The organism is Paenibacillus sp. FSL M8-0228 (assembly GCF_038007385.1).
GTDB classification, from domain to species: Bacteria; Bacillota; Bacilli; order Paenibacillales; family Paenibacillaceae; genus Paenibacillus; species Paenibacillus polymyxa_D.
Window position 1 is genome coordinate 4326759 of the sequence record NZ_JBBOXA010000001.1, and the last position, 17075, is coordinate 4343833.

A 17075-nucleotide genomic window follows, 5' to 3' on the forward strand; every position below is an offset into this window, starting at 1 on the left:
AGGTGCAGTTTTTAAAAGTTTGATTTAGTGTTGTTTTAAAAATTCAATACCTTTATCTGTCAACTTAGCTTGTTTATAGATACTCGCCTTATTGTTTGTGTAGAGTATGTCCGAAGCCAATTGGTGGTCTAATACATATTTAATAGCCTCGTTATAATCATCTGTACTGTACCCAACGCTTTCATCGAATGTCGGCACATCCCCTTGCTTAATGTCTTTCAATATTGAAGACACTACCTTTTCAATCATATTAACACCTCCCTCTTATACATTTCGCCAAAGAGAAGGCATTCCCTTTAAGACACACAGCGGAATCGAACCGCTATAATCCTGTATGTGTCAAATAAGGTAAGGTGCGTTATGCACCCGACCTATTACATTTAAACGGTATGTGTTCCTTCCACGCCTCGGGCTTCACGTTCCAATGTCCGTTTTCTAAGCCACAGAAGTGCTTCTTCCAGCTTTGTGATTACGACTGCATTATCACGGCATCGAAATTCACTGTTTTGGAATCCTTCAAGACGTGCAAGAACCATAGCAATTAAATCTTCGTTGGTTACTCCATTTACTCCAGCTTCTTGGATTGGTCCTTCTTGGAAATGAACAATCCCTAGGACATTACCGCCATGGTCATGAACCTCAAAATAGTGCGGTGCGCTGTACTGGTAGTCCTTTTCATGATGAACTGTAGTATACTTTTCAGTCAGCAACCCGTTCTTTACCTTTACCAGTTCCAATTTGTGCCCTCCTATTTGAGTTGATCTGCCAGTTGCTTAATTACAGCCGGCGTACTGATACGTTGTCCATCTTTGCGGTTACCCTTGATGTATGCTGCATCCTCATTACTGTAGTAGACTACACCGTTGCCCTCTACGACTGGATAGCCGCTTTCGTCTGCTTGCAGCTCAGTAGCAACATGTTTGCCGTGCTGCTTGGCATGCTCTTCATCGTGCAGATGCAGAATGCCGTATTGATCAAGGTACGCGTAATTCTGTGCCATTGTCTTCATTCTCCTTTTAAACGCAAAAAAGCGGCGGTTTCCCGTCGCTCTCTCACTTGTATTTTGGGTGTATAGCTAGGCGAAATGCTGCCCACAGCTGAATGACATCATCTGAGCTGCCGCATTTTCACCTGCGCTACATCCGTGTCACAAGGTTCCCCGAACACCTTGCATGTATGAGCTGCCCCACCTCTTCTGCCCATACGCCCCTTCGCCCAGCAAAACTAATGTAGCTCCTCTCTTTTCTCCCATTCCGCGCAATCCGCTTCGGTCAAGCAGCCCGTTTTCATGTGTATCTGCCAAACCCCATTTTGTTCTCCGTCTGCATAATAATAAGGGTAAGGCCTGTATCCCAATACTTTAGCTAACCCAACACTTTGTTGATCGATCAGAGCCGCAGGCGGTTGCTTATGACTCCTCCATTTGCCAAATCCATTCTCCCATTCCGTAATCTGCCCAGCCTCGCCATGTCCACAGCAACAGCTTAGGGTAATGACTCCCTTGTCATTGAGTGCCTGAATCTCTTCAGCGATACAGGCATCAACTGGAACCACCGTTCGACCAGACTCTCTAGGATTGCACAATTTCACGGTTATCGTGCTATTTTTACACAAGGTATTCACCTCACTTGTTAACAAGTGTATGCTTACACTTCGATTTCTAAACTAGTGGTAATACTCCTTGATGGACTCGAACCACCGACCACCGGGATATAAGCCCGGGACTCTTACCACTGAGCTAAAGGAGCTTACAAGGACGGTAATTATTTCACGGCGTTACCGTCAATCGCTATAGTCCGCATTACGTGCGGAACATTCTGCCGCCCTTACTGATGGGGTGTTATTACCCTCTTTACGGCTGTCTCTAATTTGTTGTAATTTGTTTCGATGTGGACAAGGGACTTTCACCCTTGCATCTGTATTTCGCCATGTAAAAGGTCATTTAGAGTGTTCCTGCCCGAGCGAGGGAATGGAACGGCCTAGCCGAATACATAACCATCCTGCCTCGCATAATGCATGACTTCCAGCGTCTATATTCCGCCACCACATCAATGGATAATCCTCTTTTAAACTATAAGATAACAATCGTTTATAGGTTATCCCTATATATAGGTGGCATTTGCCCCACAGAAAACAGGTGTTTTAGGCTAAAAATAGATTATTATTGCGGTTTTCTTGAATTTTTTCTTTTGCCCGCTTTAATAGTGTTGATATATTACCTCTAGATAATCCCAAAACATCCGCAATATAGGAATGTGGCATGCAGTGACCATACGACAACAAGAAACAATCGCGTTCCAAGTCGGTCAGCACCCTTAATGCTTCTTCAATTTGAAAATAATCGCTGTCCGTCAGGTTGCTTGGGCTCCCGGCCTTGGAATTACTAACGTATGCCTGCATGCGCAATGGATCTACTAGCTTTTCTCGCTGGTAAGCTGCCAACCGTTCGACACCACGTTTATTCCCTGGGCGCCGACCTGTCACCAACCATTCTTCCACGAACTCACAATCACTCACCATACCAGATATAACCTTCTTATCGTCCGCGTCAGCCTTCTTATACAGCCTTGCAGCTATGTTTCTTGCCTTTCGGTAACTTAATGCTGTAGCCCCTCCCAAGTCTGTTACAACGGGTGTTTGTTCCGTATCCTCGTCCGGTATCATATATACCACCTCCTAGATGTAATCAAAAATAGTTGTCTGTCCTTCTCGCGGCGAATCCGCCGAGTCCTGTATTAATCCATCATCCAGCATAAATTTAGGAGCTTCATAGAGATATCTTTCATGGACTGGATCGCCTTCACGTGAATGCGCTGGGTTCTTTATCTCTGCTTTCTTGGTCCACACCCAAAAACTTTTAGCGATTACCAATTCATTGTTATCTGCCATATTTTATACTCACCTCGCTTGGATCTACCCTTTCTATAAGCGTATACCTATCTATACTGACTACACCCACATATAACAGTAATGCGCATAATATAGAGGTATAGGCTCTTATCATCGACTTTTCCCCCAATAGGTTGTACTTACACAGAAGAAGATCCACATCCAGAATGCCATCCAAGGGTGAGCCATCATCCAATCAGCTATGGTCATAGCTTGTCTCCTTTATCTCGCAGGAAAGACGTATGTTCAGGTTGCACACGCGTTGACCTTTCTATTTTGGTAATCAGCTGTAGGCCTTCTATAGACTTCTTTAGCCTCGCGATCTCTGCATCCTTTTGTTGTATAACCTTTTGTAATCTAATCATTTCCTTGCCTTGCTGTTCTAGGTCATCTCCCAATCCTTTAGCAACCTCTGACCAGCGTATACGTCCTCTTAACTCCACGTCATATTGTTGGAGCCAGTAAGGAAGGGCTTCAGGTGCATTAATCATGAAACGCATGAATGCTTCCTTTCTGACATTTGGACCAAGTAAATCATCAAAAATATACTCAAACTCACTACCAATGACTATTTCCTGTTTAGAATCTTCTATCCACTCAGCTTCTTCTGTAGAAACCCATGCCCAAGGCGTTGGTGGCAGGCCAGTGCATCCGTTCATATCCTCTTGCCAGTTACGTGGTTTATCTGTCATTGTTGTTCCTCCCCACGCTTTGCAAGTTCCAAAAGCTCTTTAAGCTCATTCGGTCCAAATACATTTCCAAACTCACTCATTTCCGTTTCGCCTTCTTCCAGATCATGAATAAACGATTCTAGCACTCTGATTACCTGTGTCATCTATATATCCTCCCTTAGTGGGTGCAGGATCTACACCCTGTATAGATCTAATCCCTATTGGATAATGTAATATAAGTAGCCTCTGCCCTCTGGCGTGGGCTGACGTTAAGTAAAAATGCTATATTAATTACATCCCATACATAATCTTCATCTCGTTTTAAGTCGTAACATGCCTCATACAAGTTATTTACATAGGCTATTCGATCCAACTCTATAGCCTTTGCCTGTACCTCCAGAGAGGCAGCAGGGTCGGTGCAATAATCCGGCGCCTGTTCCCAAGCAAACACTGCTCTCATCCAGCGTTTGCCTTGATCCTCCCCGTTATATTTAAGGGCATAGCCGCCTGTCGCTTCTTTTTCTACCGTGTACCCCACCAACTCCGCCAACGCCCTATTAAGCTGCTGGTCTGTCATATCCTTTACCATATCTATCATCCTTCCCTGTATTGGTGGTTACTCCCCTAATGCTATGTCAATTTTTGAAGCGAATTTATCCCCTACTCCCTCAGAACGAATATCTCGTAAAAGGATTCGCATTTTCCGGTTTTGCCTGTTCAGCATGGTAGTCTTCACACCTCGACCAGCACAACGTTCTCGGGCTTCTTCCAGTGCCTTGCGGAGCCTTGCTATTGTCCGGTCCCTCTCTGCCATCTGCTGCTGGAGTGAGTCTATTTGTGCATAGGCGGCATCAAGAGCGTTGACCAAATCAAACACATCATTACTCATATGAGCTTCTTCACCCCGAGCATCGTCGGCTTTGTTCCAAATAGTTTTCAAATCTTCTTCTGACATAGGTTGCAGACCATCCGGTAAATTAATTGTCCGTTCACTCACCTTTACCGCCTCCTTGGTAAACTGTTTTCGGTAGCCTAACCCATATCACTGCCCCTTGTGGATGCTTATAAGGTATAGGCACCGGGTAAATGACTGGATTTTGCATTACCCATGCATAAGGTGTTTTGTAATCTATATCTGTATATGAAACATGATGCTTATCCTTGTTTTCATGCCAGTTGTAAAAAGTCATGGGTACACAACCCACAAGCTCCGCCGTACCATATACAAGCCCACTGCCGCTCTTGATAATTCCGATGGTGCCGCGTTTGTGTGTCCGGCTGCCGCGTATCTCCCACGGTTTAATGCCCGACAGCACCATGTCAGCCCAATTAGGTTTAATGATTAGTCCATCCAAATCGGTTCGCTCCTTTAAGGTATATAAGGGTATAGGGTAAGAGGCTGTTATGCCTCATTCCTCTTCAAATATTCCGTAGCAAATCCGCCGCTGTATCCTTCAAGCCTTACAACCTCCGAACCACACAAGTCCCAAGGCTCGGATTCTACTGTCCAAACCTTGTCCTTGTACTTCTCCTTACGGGCTTCATAGCTACCGTGCATTACAACCCGATCACCAGGCTTTAGCGGTTACTGAGCATTCACTTCACTCACTGCCCATCTTGCAAAATCAAACGAGTAACAAGACTTTTCTTTGCCTTCCTTGCCGCTCCGGTCGATGGGTGTGTAAAATACGTCCCCAATCGGTCCAGACCCATCAACACCGCATACTCTGAATTTGTTAACCCGTCTCATAAGTCCACTTTTGCCGATAAATGTTTTATCTGGATTAATGCTTGATGGTCTAATCATGTATATCTCTCCTTTATATCAAACTCCGCAAAATCCTTCGCATTCGTTCCCGAAACCATCAAAGTCAAATTCCAGTTGGTTTTCGTTAAGCTCTACCAGATCCAGAGGCTTGCAACTCCGGTGAAGGAATACCTGGCCTTTTATTTTCGGCATCTTCCGAATCGCCTTATCAACTTCGACAGCATCTTTCCACGATTCCGGGTCATGCCTCTTCATTTCCAGCCATGTGCGATCGGAATGGAATGGGCACCCGATGCAACTGCTTTTTGGAGGCACTGGATAACCGTTTCTTTCAAGCCAGCTCATGCAATCCATCCGACTCATACCCTTGTCTATTAACGGGTATATATTCTCTATCCAACGTTCCTGTGAAGGCTTTACACGCTGTATTTCATCTGTGCTTATACCCATCCAAAGCTTAATTTCCTTGTCTGCAAATCCCCTGCTTGTCTTGAAACCTCTGTATTGCTTAATCGCCTTACGTACGCCGTTTATCTTGTATTCAGACGTACATTGACGCATTACAATACCTGTACTTCCTTCTTCAGAAAGGGTAAAGAAAGGCAATGACGCTACTCTCGTTCCCCATTTTGCAGCCTTCAGCAAATCATTTTTTATGTTCCCATTATTCGTATATATGACTTTCATGCCGTCAGTCTCCAATGTTTTTTTGAGCCAACGTGCATATTGATAGGTGGATTTTGTCTCCCATCCCGGATCAGAGAAGACAATTAGATCGGGCCGGGGTTGAATTTCTCCTTTCATTGCCATAAGAGCAATTGCAGAGGATTGAACACCAACGCCAAGCGAAATAACATTCATATGTCTCTCCCCCTTATGGAGGGCTAAGCCTCCTTCTTATCCCCTATGGGCTAGACTGTACGGTTCTTTCTGAACCATGCCCGACCTTCATCCGTATTTAAAAATGCTTCCGCCTTCTTGGTATGGTCTATCCGCCGTACCAAACCTTTTTCTTTCAAACTCGCTACAGAACAAAACCCTTGAAAACGCCCATCTTGGCTATGAACCTCATAGGCTCCATTTTCGAACTTGAAACCCGTTGCCCAACAAACTATTTTCAGTTGCATATCCATTGTTATGTCCTCTCTGCCCTTGGGGGCTATATATTTAATCCTCTGGAAACAGCTTGTTATATGCTCTACGGTATAATTCAGCTACTTTTACTTTCTTTGGCCGCCCATCTTGACGGACATTTACCATCCGATTGCTCTCTTTCACCAACACCGGGAATCCTGTTTTTGGATGTGATGCAAATACTTTTCCGTCTTCATCAATTCGATATGGATAATAGCCAGGGATATATTTAAGAGTCTTGTTCTCCATTATCAACACTCCTCTATACGTTGTTATATGAATTAATGACATTATTCGATAACGTGTTATATTTCTTCCCATGCCCCTTTTTTAAGGGTAATTACTCGTAAAATAAGATCGGGAAATTTCCCGTCGAACAGCTTACGACGTAACGGGAAATCCCGCGCTGCAAATCCCTTCACGTCCTCGACAATCGTTTTTCCGTCCTCTTGGTACATGAAGTCTGCTTTATAGGTTATGGCCCTTCGTTTTTTACCGTGTTTTGTGAATGGCTCGAACACCGTGAATCTCGGTTGTAAGGTTAGCCCGCTTATGATTCCACCGCGCTCCAAAATCTTTAGTTCACCGTACCTTTTTGCCTCTGTTCTGCTGTCGAATTCAATGCCATCAATAATGGTTTTCTTTGCGTTGTATTTGTTCGTTTTCATATTTTGTCCCCGAAATAAAGCTGTGCTTTTCTTTTTATTTTTTTCAATTTCCTTGAAATCTCCACTTGAGAAACACCGATAACTCTACTAATTTCAATCTGTGTCATATCCAACGTTTTCATCATCACTATCTTTTTTTCAATGTCCGTTAAACTCCCAATGAACTCTCCTACCAATAATCCGCTTTCGTCAAAACTCGTTCCAAACATGTCCATTATGCTTTCAGAGTCTTCATCGTCGTTGTCAAGAAATGCATCTGCATAAATAGTGAATATCGAATAGCACTTCAATGCGTTTTTTATTGTCTCTACACTTCGATTCATAGTCTTTGCTATATCCTCTGGAGATTCGTTCTCCATCCCTCTTTTAAGGATATAGCTAATGATTTCATGAGCCCATGCCGGCTTGCGTACTATCGGAAGCTTGTCCCTTATATACACTCGTATTTTTGCCTGTATATGATAGGTTGCAAATGTAGATACAGCTCCTTTTTCAGGGTCATATCCTCGGTATGCATTCATCAGACCGATAACTCCCTCTTGGATTAAATCATCTACATCTACCGCCAATTTGGTTTTACTACGGAATTTATATGCGATTTTTCTTACCAAATTAATGTTTTGACTTACATAATCTTCGATGTTCCCTAAACTCGGGTTGTAAAATGGGAATGGCTTACGTCTGCCTCCCGTCCAGTTTCCTTTATCCATCGCTAGAGTGCTCATGTTTCGTTCTCAGCCTCCTTTTCAGCAGTCCCATACGTTTCCCTACCCGTGCGCAAAAACTCGTTGTAATCCTTATCTATGAGGTCATAGTCGTCTATTGGATTCATGGGGTATCCTCCAGTAGTGTTGGGTTTTCATAGATGTTTCCGATCACTTCTAACGTCTCATCTTCAAAACCAACATCTTCCCAAGTTTTTAGAAATTCCTCTATACCTAATAGAGGCGCATCATAATCACCTTTCATAAACGGATCAAACATCCATTGTCCCATCTCTTCGTACCAAATTACCTTGTAACAAAAATCATCGCGTTGAGAGAATGAGTTTTCTACAATATCCCCCTCGTATATCTCTTTACCGTTACGGTCTTTTAGTCCGGTGGAGTCCTGACGGATGAATCTACCCGGAAACATGCTTTCGTGGATGATCGTGCCGTTCTGCCTTAATACAAAATCTCCTGAAGGCTTTATAAACAACTGCCCGATACATCCTACATGTGCCTCGTTAATATCCTGCCAGAAGCAATTACTTTCTGTGTCCCATACTCTATATGGTCTACTCATTTGTATCCTCTCCTCTCAAAGCTGCTGGAACCCGGTTCCCGTTTTGGTATAACCAGCCTTTTTTACCTGTGCCTTCGCAATCAGGGCAAGTATATCCACTATAAAATTCATGTTCTCTACACGTGCCACCGTCACAATATTCGCAATCTGGCAACCCGGAAAGTCTAAAACTTTCGACCTGTTCATACTCCTTTTCAATTTCATCTAGAAACTTACCAATAGCCTTTTTGCTTTTGCGAGATAGGGTTTCTAAGGTATGTTGCGGACGAAGCCAATATTTCCAATGCCGCGCAAGGTATCTCTTCTTATCCATGGTTTAGACCTCCTCAATGTCATGGACTTCAATTTCGTCTGTTTGCCCGTTCCGTAAAGCATCCCGCCAGTCAATTGCGGATTCAAGGAGTTCGGTTTGTTTCTTCTCGGTTAGTTCATAAAATTGATCTTCCGTCAATTCGATTTCCACTTCATAATCCACACGCACAGTTGCTATTCCCGATATTCTAATCATCCTTATTCCTCTCCTTGCCCTTTAGGGGCTATATTATTGAATCCAGACCGTTTCACCAAACATATTTTTGTTCGACGTCACTTTAGGTTCGGATGTGTATTCAGGCTCATTGCGATTACCAAGCGTTATAACTGAAATGTTCGCTTCAGGATTCATCGTCTGTAGCTTCTCGAGCAACTCTTTTACTTTCATTTCTCTATCCCCTCTCCTTTAACAGATACCGACCAACCGCATTTGCAAGCCCGAAAAAATGAGTCCTCTTCGATTCTCAGGATGCCCTCTCCGTTCCCTACATTTTCATTTCCGCACTTTGGACAGATTGCATATTTCCTTGTCAACTCCAGCGATTTTAAAATATTCACTCTGTTATCCCCTCTCCTTGAGCTATTAGAGCTGCTAAACAGATGGCTTCAGGCATCGTTTCTTTAAACACATGGATGAATATGTTCTTAGTTACGATATGGAAATTACACATTTGTTCTCCTAAATTCGCTTCCCCTAAAATGACAGATTCACTTTTCTCGGATGCTTCACCGAGAGTAAAAGAGAACCCTTTCCCCTTCATCTTCTGAATCACTTCCCATGCTGCAGACATGTCCGTCGAATAATCTTTTGGATAATGGTCGAAGCCTTCCGAACTTATCCATCCATAATTTATATTGCTTTCCTTTTTGCCCATCACCTCAACAGCAATCCATACATTCCGACCACGCGGGCTCATACTATTCCATTTAGCTATTACTTCATCACGATTCATAACCGATCACTCTCGCATTCTTCGCAATCTTCTGCGTTACTTTCTTCCATCCGAGCGTTTAACTTCTCCAGTACCTTATCAGGGAGCTTCCCGCAGGCGCATCCCATCTTCCGACCTGTAGATTTCTCTATCAGCGTGTAATGACCCATCTGTATCTTCTTCCCTTCTTATTGGAGTCAGCCTTGCTGCATGCGTTTTATAGCGTCTTCGCGTCGTTTTGATGTCCCGCTATTGTGATAGATATCCAAACTTTTCAAGATGCGGTCAAATAGTCGGCCTTTCTTATCAATGACGTTCCCCCACTTATCTTTAAATAGCCATTGCTCCAATTCGTCTAAGTCAAGATTGGATGTAATATTAGTCTTTTTCCCTTGTCTGCCGTTAAGAATAGGGAATAGCACGTCCTTATATTCATCCGCCAGCAAATCCCCAGCTCCTAATTCATCCAACGTCAACAAATCGCACGATACAGCACCATTGATTACGTCAGTTAAGTTTATTTTCGAATCGAATCTAGTGGCTGTTTTTGCTAGTTTCATGAGCTGAGGTACGTCCAAAAACAAGCAAACATAACCTTGCCGATTCAGCTCGTGGTGTATAGCCGCCATCAAATGGCTTTTTCCGTTCCCAGGGTCCCCGTAGAACAACAATCCGGTCTCTCTTGTCTCGTAGGTATCTATAAAGTCTAACGCCGCTCTATGCACCTGTTCTGTGCCTGTACGTGGCTGGAAACTGTCAAAGGACGCTCGTTTAAGTTCCTCGTTCATGATGCTTCTTGCAAATACACGCTCCATTTGCCCTCTGCGGTGCCTTCGGTCACTTTCCAGTTGAGCTTTTTCACTTTCTTCCTGCACACATTTACACGCTCGATTAAGGCCCCATTGTTTCTTAGGTGGGAAATAGCTCCGTTTAATCTGCTGGCGACACTTAATGCAGCAGTACACGCCCTCAAACTCGCTATCTGCGAACAAAGATGTCGTACTTCGAACCGGTGCCCGTGGATCCGTGGGAATCTCCCGATAATCCTCGCCGTTCTCTTTCTTGCCGATCTTGTTTATCGCTTCCCCTATCGGTGAACGACCAACTGTCCTGGCTGGCTTGTGTTTGACCGTTTGCATCATGTTTTGAAGGAGTTGTTTGTCCTCCGCTGAAAGGTTGAGATTGTTGATGTCCAACTGCTGAACCTCCTTCCAGGTAATCTTTGTATCTATCCTCGTTTAAAAAGGATTTAGGGTGTTTGATATACTGGGCTTCCGTTTTAAGCTGTAAGCACTCAGCACGGTAATTAATAGCACATTGAATAATGGTTTCTGGCTTTTCTCCGGCCTTGATTATTTTTTGCCATGTTTTATAGCAATCTTTCTTTCCAATCTTTCTCGGGTATTCATTCCAGAATGATTCAAATTCATCAGAGTACATATCTTTTAAATCATTTTTATTTCTTTTACTTTCCTTTCCTTTACTTTCCTTTAAGGCATCGTTTTTTGATTCGTCCGCATATGCGTTCGCATCCAAATCGCATTCATCATTTTCAGTCGGTTCCGAAGAACCCTTATCTGGCGCGGTTTTTTTCCCCCATCGTGCTTCGGCTGCTTTTCTGGCTTTTTCAGATTTTTCTTCTTTTTTCTCCATCCTTCGAAGCAATGACGCACTCCAAAAGTGCGTTGCATCTGCTGCAAAAAGGTCAAATTCCGTGATGCAGTCTTGTATGAATTTATACGCCGTTTCAGAATCGCATTGCATTTGTGATGCGAACGCATAGTAAGCGTATTTCGAACGCATATCCAATTTGTATCCGTTAGATTCCCTCATCATTTCTACTAGAATCCAGTACCACCCGTACCCTTCCGATCCATAGACACCGCGCATGGCGGTAATCTTAGGATCGTGACGGGCGTTACTGTCATGAGAGAAGTAATATGCCTCTTTCATGTCACCACCTACTTAGTTGTCTGGTGTTCCAACACCGTATTAATTGCTCTTGCGATAAAATTCCTCGACCTGATCCCCTCGGGCGTCTCATCTAACCAATCATGACAAGGGGTGCATAAATGTATTAGGTCAGTCACCTTCGTTTTCTCGTCCAGGTGAGGGCGTCCAGTCAAATGCGACCGTTCTGTTGCTCTAGCGGCGTTACACAACTCACACAAGCCGTGCGACCGCGCTTTAAGCTGCTTATCTACCTGGTAGCTTATATCTCCCTTTTGACGCTGAGTGAGCTTTACACGTTTGCTTTTAGCTGGTTTAGGAGTAGGATGAAATCCGTACTGTATCATGCTGCATGCCTCCAATCTCTAAAAAGGAAGATCTCCGTCTGCTATATCAATTGGTTTGCCATCATCAGAAAATGGATCGTTGTTGTTTTTGGTCCCTGCCTGCTGTCTACCAGCACTATCATTCCTGCTGGATTCAAGGAACCGGACGTTATCAACCACAATTTCAGTGACGTAAACACGTTTCCCCTCATTGTTTTCATAGTTCCTCACTTGAACCCGACCTTCTACGGCCGTTAAGCGCCCTTTTTTCAGATAATTAGCGCACGTCTCGGCAAGCTGCCGCCAGGTTACGATCGGCAAGAAATCCGCTTCCCGTTCGCCTCCTTGACTGGTAAACGGACGGTCTACAGCAAGGGTGAACGAGCATGTCGCTACCCCGCCCGGTGTATATCGTAATTCTGGATCTTTGGTCAAACGGCCGATTAAAATAACTCGATTTAACAATGTGGTATCCCCTTTATCTATTAATCAAATCTGAATAGTGGATTATTTGGTTAAGTTGTTTCGTTTCCCGGCAGTAACGGCAGCGTTCGCAACGGCTTGGTTTTACTAGTCCTGCTTTGACTTCGATCAAGTGCGGCATGTTCGCCGCTATACCTTCAAGTTCACGTTTTATGTCAAAGCCATTAATCCCTATAACCGCTTTATCTGGTGGGTCCTGCTTGGAGACAGCCACAATAATAGGCTCAATCCATCCATCGCGCTGTTGTACAATCCGTTCAATCTCAGCGTATAGAGCCATTTGAGTTACATAATGATTCTGCTGAACAAATGATACATATCCGTTTTCCTGATCCCAAGATTCCTTATGGATGGATTGGACTGTTTTAATATCTGAAAACCGATTGCGTTCCAAAGCGTAATTATCCATTTTAATTTTCCAATTTGCTCCGGCAAAACTGGCGGTCATTATGACCTCCTTTTTTCCTTGCAATACAAACATACAAAGCGCATCATTCTCTATGGTTTCTATCATTTTGTCAGCATATTGGAACTGCGATTTTAGTTTTCCCTTAGTCCCACCACGAGAGGAAATTATTTCAGGGTTACTATCTTTGAATCTTTGAAAAGCTTCTGGTCCCTCAAAATAGGCATGCACATAGGAGCCGACTAGAAGCGCATCTGTAGCTGGTTCCGTCCAGCCTTGAAGCCTAGCCATAGCTCGAGCTTCACAGTCTCGGAACTCTTTATACTGGCTGTTACTCCAATAGGTTAGGTTGGCTTCCTGAGAGTAATAGTTTTCTTCATTCAGTAGCATCAGGATCACCGTCCGCCTTTGCTTTTTCCGCTTCCTGTTGCGCCTTAAATTCGATTTCAGCAGCGCTAGGAACATGGACTGTCCCGAAGTCAAAATAATCTTCTCGTTTGCCCATACCGTCTCTGAGCGACTTCCAGATGTTTCCGATACGAAGGTAGTCATTTTCGGTGAACGCATCCTGCGCGCATCCAATGCACTTTTCAATCATTTCTTTATTAACTCCGTACTTCTCCTGGAACTGTTGGAATGCTTTCCTTACACGGTCAGCAAGCGGTTCTGTGTAGCTGTTGACCAGCGTCTTGCGGCATTCTGCAAGAGCTGCATCCACTATATCGCCTGGGATTACACCAAGGATGCAAGCGCGCATCCTGCGACTGCCCATATTTGCTACAACCTCGTAAACGTCGCGTGCTTCAGTGAGTTGCTTTGTGGTGCTCCCCGCCTTACGTTCATGTTTGACTGTAAAAACAATCTGGCGCCGTGTATTCGTTTCAATATCCCATGCATAGGCCATAGCCTTAGACTCGCCGTTCCGTTGCTCCAGCTCAATCAACCCATAGTCAATGTTTCCCCATGACTGCGCCAAGACCTCAGCCAGCCGGATAGATGGACCAGAAACCTTGCTACCGCCTTTCGGGTATTCATATTCAGCCTCTTCTGCAAGCTTCTTCCGCTGGCAGGAAAGCATGATACGGTTAAAAGATGCCTGCTGATCCCGTGGGAACTGTTTAGCCATGAAAATAGCAGCTTTTACTTCTTCAGTTTGGCGTGTTACTGCCATTTCTGTAGTTGTCGATCTAAAGGAAGGCGGGGCCTCCGGCAAGTAATTTTGATAGTCAATTGGTTGTTGGTCGTCAAAACTCATATTTACATCCTCCTAAAATTTTGTTATAGTGACCGTGAAATGTTTATTAATTCGTTCGATTCGACTCTGGTTGCCGCCAGGGTCGTTTCACTTTCTAAGCCATTTCTTACGTCATACAAAGCTTCGAGCACATATTGCAATTTACCATCCCGAAAAATCAACAATGGTTCTACGATGTTATTGAGCGATTTACCACGTATCTCCGTATCAGCTTGAAGTTCCTCCAGAACCCGGATTGCTTGTTCTAACGGCGTTTTCACGTTTCATTCCCTCCTTCTGTTCCCGCCGAATACGGCGATACTCCCGATAAGCAATGTCACTATTGAATCTGAATTGAATGCTTCCGTTTTCTTGCTCAATGGCTTGTCCACCAACTTGTAATAACGCCTGTAGATCGGAGTAGCTATTGCTTCCTTTGCAACGAGTTTGCATATGCATCATCCATCACCCTCACCAGTACCTGATTTTTGCATTCCACAGCGTCAAGCATGCATTCCTTACAATGTGGTTCCTCATGTTCGTATACCAGATACTTTGCCTCAGCTCCACATCCGCAAGTAATCATGAGACCCCCAATACAACGCGTAAGTCCAAAATCTCTTTAAGCATCCACCCAAAAGATTCCTGTGACACTTCGGGATGTACCCAACTTGGATTATTTGCTAATGTATCGTACATATTTTCAAGCGCGTTTAACCGTTGTTGTACGTCGTACATTATCATTCTCCTTTCTTAATAGGGAATTAAAACAACTTCTGACCATTCGTTTCTTCAATCTCTATCAACAGATTGTTCGGTGGTGTCCAACTTGCTACATACTTCAAGCCGCGCTCACAGTCTTTCTTCAATGTGTTGTTATAAGAGTTAATACCAAAGTATTCTTGGTAATCATTCCACAATGCTGAGTATGCGCTGGAGCGAATACCGCTGTGTTTGTAAGATGCTGCTTTCTTTCCTCCAAGAAAACCAACTACCCTTGAATTGCCTGCCTTTTTAAGAGCACGCTGTTGTGCATAGTCGATTGTAGTGGTGTTTTCGATCCTATCCATACGGCTTTCAATCTGCGGAAGCTTGTCCATTACATCAGCAGTCTGCCGAAGTGCTATAGCAATAGCCGTGTTGGAATCAAGTACTGGTATAGGCGGATTATGCAACATTTCCTTCATCCGTTTAAACTCAGTAAGAAACTTCACCTTCATTTTCATTGCTTCCGGGGTTGTGTATGACATTGCCACAATAGCAAAAGCATCTTCTGTCATATCGAATTTGGGATACCATTGTCCGTTTTGCTCGTTCTTATACTGGGTACGCTCAAAGTTGAGCACACCCCATTCCTGTTCATCAGCTTCTGCCAACTTATGAAGTTGAATTTCAATGTCACGTAGAACATTTTTGTGTTCTTTTCCAAATTCGTGAGCAACAGTCAAACTGTCGGTTACGGCTCGTCCATTTTCAATGAATACTAATTGAGTCATGCTGTTTCTCCTTTCGATGGTTTGACCTGGTTTTATGCCGGAAACAATGCTTTTTCGTAATCAAGCAGCCATTCTCTTTTAATCCTCCAGCCACGCCCTTGTTTATAGGCTTTTAACTGACCTTGTTTGATACGATTGATAACGGTGTATTTACTGACTTTTAGATATTTTGCAGCGTCAATAACATCCAACGTTGGTTTTAAATCAACAGTCATCAAGGTTAACCCTCCTGTTGCAAGATTATTTTGCATTTCTCATTTTTAGTGTCTGACCAACTCATCAATCGTGCACCCAAGAGCATTAGAGAGTTTTACTAGCGTTTCAGCATAAGGACCTTGTTTTTTCCTACCTATGTTGTACAATGCAGATACTGCAACCCCACTCTCTTTAGAGAGACGGTAGATTGTCCAACCTTTTGCTTCAATTAACCTCTGCACATTTTCTTCAATTGCTTGTCCCATTGTGTTCACCTCCTACATACATAGTATAACTCCAAAGAATTATAATCAATAGACGATATAACCCTATAGGGTTATATAATAGCCTTTTTTCTCTCCCTCTCTCCGAAATACTTGACTTATCTCCCTTTTGTGTTTTATTATAACTTCATAGAGATATAACACTATTGAGATATACAGGAGGCATCGCTGTTGTGGAGTTAGCAGATAAAATCCAGGAATTGATGGATGAACGTGGGATTACCAAATACCGTCTTGCCAAGGAAACGGGCGTCTCCTACACCGGTGTCACTAAAATACTTACGGGACAAACAAAACACCCGCAAATAGATTCTTTAAAATTAATAGCTAATTATTTCGACAAGCCTCTGGATTATTTTACTGATGATGAAGGTGAAGATACGCAGATTATCCCTGAATGGGCGACATCCAAGGACATAGCTGACTTTAAGCAGATGCTTGAGGAAGACCAACCAATTATGTTTGACGGTGTTCCAATTGAGGGAGAGAAGCGCCAGAGAGTCATGGATATGCTTACTGGGCTCTTTTGGGAAGCCAAGGAACTGAATAAAAAGACTTATGGAAAAAAGAAGAAAGGTGCCTCGAAGGACAACAAAGAGTAGGTGACTGTTTTGGACGACATTATTTACAAGTTGGTTAGACGATTCAAAACAAACGACCCTTTTGTCATTGCCAAGGGGCTTAATATATTAGTCCGCCATGTAGAATTCGATGAAGGGACTCGGGGTCTGTATTATCGTAAATTGCGAAGGCGATTTATCTGTATCCATAATGGTCTGTCTGATGAATGGCAGCGTGTAGTATGTGCTCACGAGCTTGGACACGACCGTCTACACTCAGGTTTAAGCCAATTCTGGCTAGATGAGCACACTTTTTTTGCAGTTGGGAAATACGAACGGCAGGCCAACTTTTTTGCTGTAAAACTACTGACATATTCCGTGGAACGGGAGCCGTGGGAAACGCAAGAAGCTTATCTATTGCGTTGCGGCATCCCAGAACAACTTCATAATTTTCACATATAACTTTGTGCTTTCCAGCTG

38 protein-coding genes and 1 tRNA gene are annotated in these 17075 nt (G+C 43.6%); 2 read left to right on the top strand and 37 right to left on the bottom strand.

Annotation, left to right across the window (positions count from 1 at the left end):
- Positions 1-24: 24 nt before the first annotated feature.
- The 37 genes from MKY98_RS19355 to MKY98_RS19535 form a co-directional block, all read right to left on the bottom strand.
- Positions 25-249 (bottom strand): hypothetical protein, encoded by a 225-nt coding sequence (locus MKY98_RS19355; protein WP_341011146.1) that lies wholly within the window; start codon positions 247-249, stop codon positions 25-27.
- Between the two features lie 131 nt (positions 250-380).
- Positions 381-737 (bottom strand): hypothetical protein, encoded by a 357-nt coding sequence (locus tag MKY98_RS19360; RefSeq protein ID WP_341011148.1) that lies wholly within the window; start codon positions 735-737, stop codon positions 381-383.
- Positions 738-748: 11 nt separating this feature from the next.
- Entirely contained in the window at positions 749-1000 is a 252-nt protein-coding gene (locus MKY98_RS19365; RefSeq protein ID WP_326403655.1) for a hypothetical protein, read from the bottom strand.
- Between the two features lie 224 nt (positions 1001-1224).
- Positions 1225-1614 carry a hypothetical protein gene (locus tag MKY98_RS19370; RefSeq protein WP_341011150.1) on the bottom strand — a complete coding sequence of 130 codons (390 nt, stop codon included), beginning with the start codon at positions 1612-1614 and terminating at the stop codon, positions 1225-1227.
- Positions 1615-1675: 61 nt separating this feature from the next.
- Positions 1676-1748, bottom strand: a tRNA-Ile gene (locus MKY98_RS19375).
- Between the two features lie 394 nt (positions 1749-2142).
- Positions 2143-2664, bottom strand: coding sequence for a sigma-70 family RNA polymerase sigma factor (locus MKY98_RS19380; RefSeq protein WP_341011151.1), 522 nt, complete (start codon positions 2662-2664; stop codon positions 2143-2145).
- Between the two features lie 12 nt (positions 2665-2676).
- Positions 2677-2889, bottom strand: coding sequence for a hypothetical protein (locus MKY98_RS19385; protein WP_341011153.1), 213 nt, complete (start codon positions 2887-2889; stop codon positions 2677-2679).
- 206 nt (positions 2890-3095) lie between these two features.
- Positions 3096-3581: a hypothetical protein gene (locus MKY98_RS19390; protein WP_341011154.1), complete on the bottom strand. Its 486-nt coding sequence runs from the start codon at positions 3579-3581 to the stop codon at positions 3096-3098.
- On the bottom strand, positions 3578-3724 hold the full coding sequence (locus tag MKY98_RS19395; RefSeq protein WP_235307648.1) for a hypothetical protein: 147 nt from the start codon (positions 3722-3724) through the stop codon (positions 3578-3580). The genes MKY98_RS19390 and MKY98_RS19395 overlap by 4 nt, the downstream gene beginning before the upstream one ends.
- 47 nt (positions 3725-3771) lie before the next feature.
- A complete protein-coding gene (locus MKY98_RS19400; RefSeq protein ID WP_341011156.1) occupies positions 3772-4149 on the bottom strand; it encodes a hypothetical protein in 378 nt (125 codons plus the stop codon).
- 27 nt (positions 4150-4176) lie between these two features.
- The gene (locus MKY98_RS19405; RefSeq protein WP_341011157.1) at positions 4177-4557 is read right to left on the bottom strand and encodes a hypothetical protein; all 381 of its coding nucleotides are present in this window, start codon (positions 4555-4557) and stop codon (positions 4177-4179) included.
- Positions 4550-4915, bottom strand: a complete 366-nt coding sequence (locus MKY98_RS19410) for an ASCH domain-containing protein (RefSeq protein ID WP_341011158.1) — start codon at positions 4913-4915, stop codon at positions 4550-4552. Before MKY98_RS19410 ends, MKY98_RS19405 begins: the two co-directional genes overlap by 8 nt.
- 47 nt (positions 4916-4962) lie before the next feature.
- Positions 4963-5118, bottom strand: a complete 156-nt coding sequence (locus MKY98_RS19415; protein WP_341011159.1) for a hypothetical protein — start codon at positions 5116-5118, stop codon at positions 4963-4965.
- A 27-nt stretch (positions 5119-5145) separates the two neighbouring features.
- Positions 5146-5367 (bottom strand): hypothetical protein, encoded by a 222-nt coding sequence (locus MKY98_RS19420; protein ID WP_341011160.1) that lies wholly within the window; start codon positions 5365-5367, stop codon positions 5146-5148.
- An 18-nt stretch (positions 5368-5385) separates the two neighbouring features.
- A complete protein-coding gene (locus MKY98_RS19425) occupies positions 5386-6189 on the bottom strand; it encodes a hypothetical protein (protein WP_341011161.1) in 804 nt (267 codons plus the stop codon).
- 50 nt (positions 6190-6239) lie between these two features.
- Positions 6240-6461, bottom strand: a complete 222-nt coding sequence (locus tag MKY98_RS19430) for a hypothetical protein (RefSeq protein ID WP_341011163.1) — start codon at positions 6459-6461, stop codon at positions 6240-6242.
- A gap of 34 nt (positions 6462-6495) precedes the next feature.
- Positions 6496-6711 (bottom strand): hypothetical protein, encoded by a 216-nt coding sequence (locus MKY98_RS19435; RefSeq protein ID WP_341011165.1) that lies wholly within the window; start codon positions 6709-6711, stop codon positions 6496-6498.
- A 56-nt stretch (positions 6712-6767) separates the two neighbouring features.
- On the bottom strand, positions 6768-7130 hold the full coding sequence (locus MKY98_RS19440; protein ID WP_341011166.1) for a DUF1064 domain-containing protein: 363 nt from the start codon (positions 7128-7130) through the stop codon (positions 6768-6770).
- Positions 7127-7855 carry a sigma-70 family RNA polymerase sigma factor gene (locus MKY98_RS19445; protein ID WP_341011167.1) on the bottom strand — a complete coding sequence of 243 codons (729 nt, stop codon included), beginning with the start codon at positions 7853-7855 and terminating at the stop codon, positions 7127-7129. Before MKY98_RS19445 ends, MKY98_RS19440 begins: the two co-directional genes overlap by 4 nt.
- A gap of 103 nt (positions 7856-7958) precedes the next feature.
- Positions 7959-8417: a YopX family protein gene (locus tag MKY98_RS19450; protein ID WP_341011169.1), complete on the bottom strand. Its 459-nt coding sequence runs from the start codon at positions 8415-8417 to the stop codon at positions 7959-7961.
- On the bottom strand, positions 8410-8730 hold the full coding sequence (locus MKY98_RS19455) for a hypothetical protein (protein ID WP_341011170.1): 321 nt from the start codon (positions 8728-8730) through the stop codon (positions 8410-8412). The genes MKY98_RS19450 and MKY98_RS19455 overlap by 8 nt, the downstream gene beginning before the upstream one ends.
- Positions 8731-8733: 3 nt before the next feature.
- Positions 8734-8925 carry a hypothetical protein gene (locus MKY98_RS19460; RefSeq protein ID WP_341011172.1) on the bottom strand — a complete coding sequence of 64 codons (192 nt, stop codon included), beginning with the start codon at positions 8923-8925 and terminating at the stop codon, positions 8734-8736.
- 33 nt (positions 8926-8958) lie between these two features.
- Positions 8959-9117: a hypothetical protein gene (locus tag MKY98_RS19465; RefSeq protein WP_341011173.1), complete on the bottom strand. Its 159-nt coding sequence runs from the start codon at positions 9115-9117 to the stop codon at positions 8959-8961.
- Positions 9114-9287, bottom strand: coding sequence for a DUF3797 domain-containing protein (locus MKY98_RS19470; protein WP_341011174.1), 174 nt, complete (start codon positions 9285-9287; stop codon positions 9114-9116). Before MKY98_RS19470 ends, MKY98_RS19465 begins: the two co-directional genes overlap by 4 nt.
- Positions 9284-9682 carry a BC1872 family protein gene (locus tag MKY98_RS19475; protein WP_341011175.1) on the bottom strand — a complete coding sequence of 133 codons (399 nt, stop codon included), beginning with the start codon at positions 9680-9682 and terminating at the stop codon, positions 9284-9286. Before MKY98_RS19475 ends, MKY98_RS19470 begins: the two co-directional genes overlap by 4 nt.
- Positions 9683-9858: 176 nt before the next feature.
- Positions 9859-10536: an ATP-binding protein gene (locus tag MKY98_RS19480; RefSeq protein WP_341011177.1), complete on the bottom strand. Its 678-nt coding sequence runs from the start codon at positions 10534-10536 to the stop codon at positions 9859-9861.
- 103 nt (positions 10537-10639) lie between these two features.
- Positions 10640-11614, bottom strand: a complete 975-nt coding sequence (locus tag MKY98_RS19485; RefSeq protein ID WP_341011178.1) for a DUF4373 domain-containing protein — start codon at positions 11612-11614, stop codon at positions 10640-10642.
- Between the two features lie 8 nt (positions 11615-11622).
- Positions 11623-11958 carry a hypothetical protein gene (locus MKY98_RS19490; protein ID WP_341011179.1) on the bottom strand — a complete coding sequence of 112 codons (336 nt, stop codon included), beginning with the start codon at positions 11956-11958 and terminating at the stop codon, positions 11623-11625.
- 18 nt (positions 11959-11976) lie between these two features.
- Positions 11977-12402 (bottom strand): single-stranded DNA-binding protein, encoded by a 426-nt coding sequence (gene ssb, locus MKY98_RS19495; protein WP_068938635.1) that lies wholly within the window; start codon positions 12400-12402, stop codon positions 11977-11979.
- Between the two features lie 13 nt (positions 12403-12415).
- Positions 12416-13216 (bottom strand): PD-(D/E)XK nuclease-like domain-containing protein, encoded by an 801-nt coding sequence (locus MKY98_RS19500; protein ID WP_341011181.1) that lies wholly within the window; start codon positions 13214-13216, stop codon positions 12416-12418.
- Positions 13203-14081, bottom strand: a complete 879-nt coding sequence (locus tag MKY98_RS19505; RefSeq protein ID WP_341011183.1) for a hypothetical protein — start codon at positions 14079-14081, stop codon at positions 13203-13205. Before MKY98_RS19505 ends, MKY98_RS19500 begins: the two co-directional genes overlap by 14 nt.
- A gap of 23 nt (positions 14082-14104) precedes the next feature.
- Entirely contained in the window at positions 14105-14341 is a 237-nt protein-coding gene (locus MKY98_RS19510) for a hypothetical protein (protein WP_341011184.1), read from the bottom strand.
- Complete coding sequence (locus MKY98_RS19515) at positions 14289-14522, bottom strand: hypothetical protein (RefSeq protein ID WP_341011185.1); 234 nt, start codon at positions 14520-14522, stop codon at positions 14289-14291. Before MKY98_RS19515 ends, MKY98_RS19510 begins: the two co-directional genes overlap by 53 nt.
- 120 nt (positions 14523-14642) lie before the next feature.
- Positions 14643-14798 (bottom strand): hypothetical protein, encoded by a 156-nt coding sequence (locus MKY98_RS19520; protein WP_341011186.1) that lies wholly within the window; start codon positions 14796-14798, stop codon positions 14643-14645.
- Between the two features lie 26 nt (positions 14799-14824).
- Positions 14825-15556 carry an ORF6C domain-containing protein gene (locus MKY98_RS19525; RefSeq protein ID WP_341011188.1) on the bottom strand — a complete coding sequence of 244 codons (732 nt, stop codon included), beginning with the start codon at positions 15554-15556 and terminating at the stop codon, positions 14825-14827.
- Positions 15557-15588: 32 nt separating this feature from the next.
- Entirely contained in the window at positions 15589-15771 is a 183-nt protein-coding gene (locus tag MKY98_RS19530) for a helix-turn-helix domain-containing protein (protein WP_341011189.1), read from the bottom strand.
- A gap of 45 nt (positions 15772-15816) precedes the next feature.
- Entirely contained in the window at positions 15817-16017 is a 201-nt protein-coding gene (locus MKY98_RS19535) for a helix-turn-helix domain-containing protein (protein WP_341011191.1), read from the bottom strand.
- Positions 16018-16208: 191 nt separating this feature from the next.
- On the opposite strand from MKY98_RS19535, the gene MKY98_RS19540 reads away from it, so the two are divergent.
- Together MKY98_RS19540 and MKY98_RS19545 are read left to right on the top strand one after the other, a co-directional pair.
- Positions 16209-16637 (top strand): helix-turn-helix domain-containing protein, encoded by a 429-nt coding sequence (locus MKY98_RS19540; RefSeq protein ID WP_341011193.1) that lies wholly within the window; start codon positions 16209-16211, stop codon positions 16635-16637.
- A gap of 9 nt (positions 16638-16646) precedes the next feature.
- On the top strand, positions 16647-17057 hold the full coding sequence (locus MKY98_RS19545; protein ID WP_341011195.1) for an ImmA/IrrE family metallo-endopeptidase: 411 nt from the start codon (positions 16647-16649) through the stop codon (positions 17055-17057).
- Positions 17058-17075 lie beyond the last annotated feature (18 nt).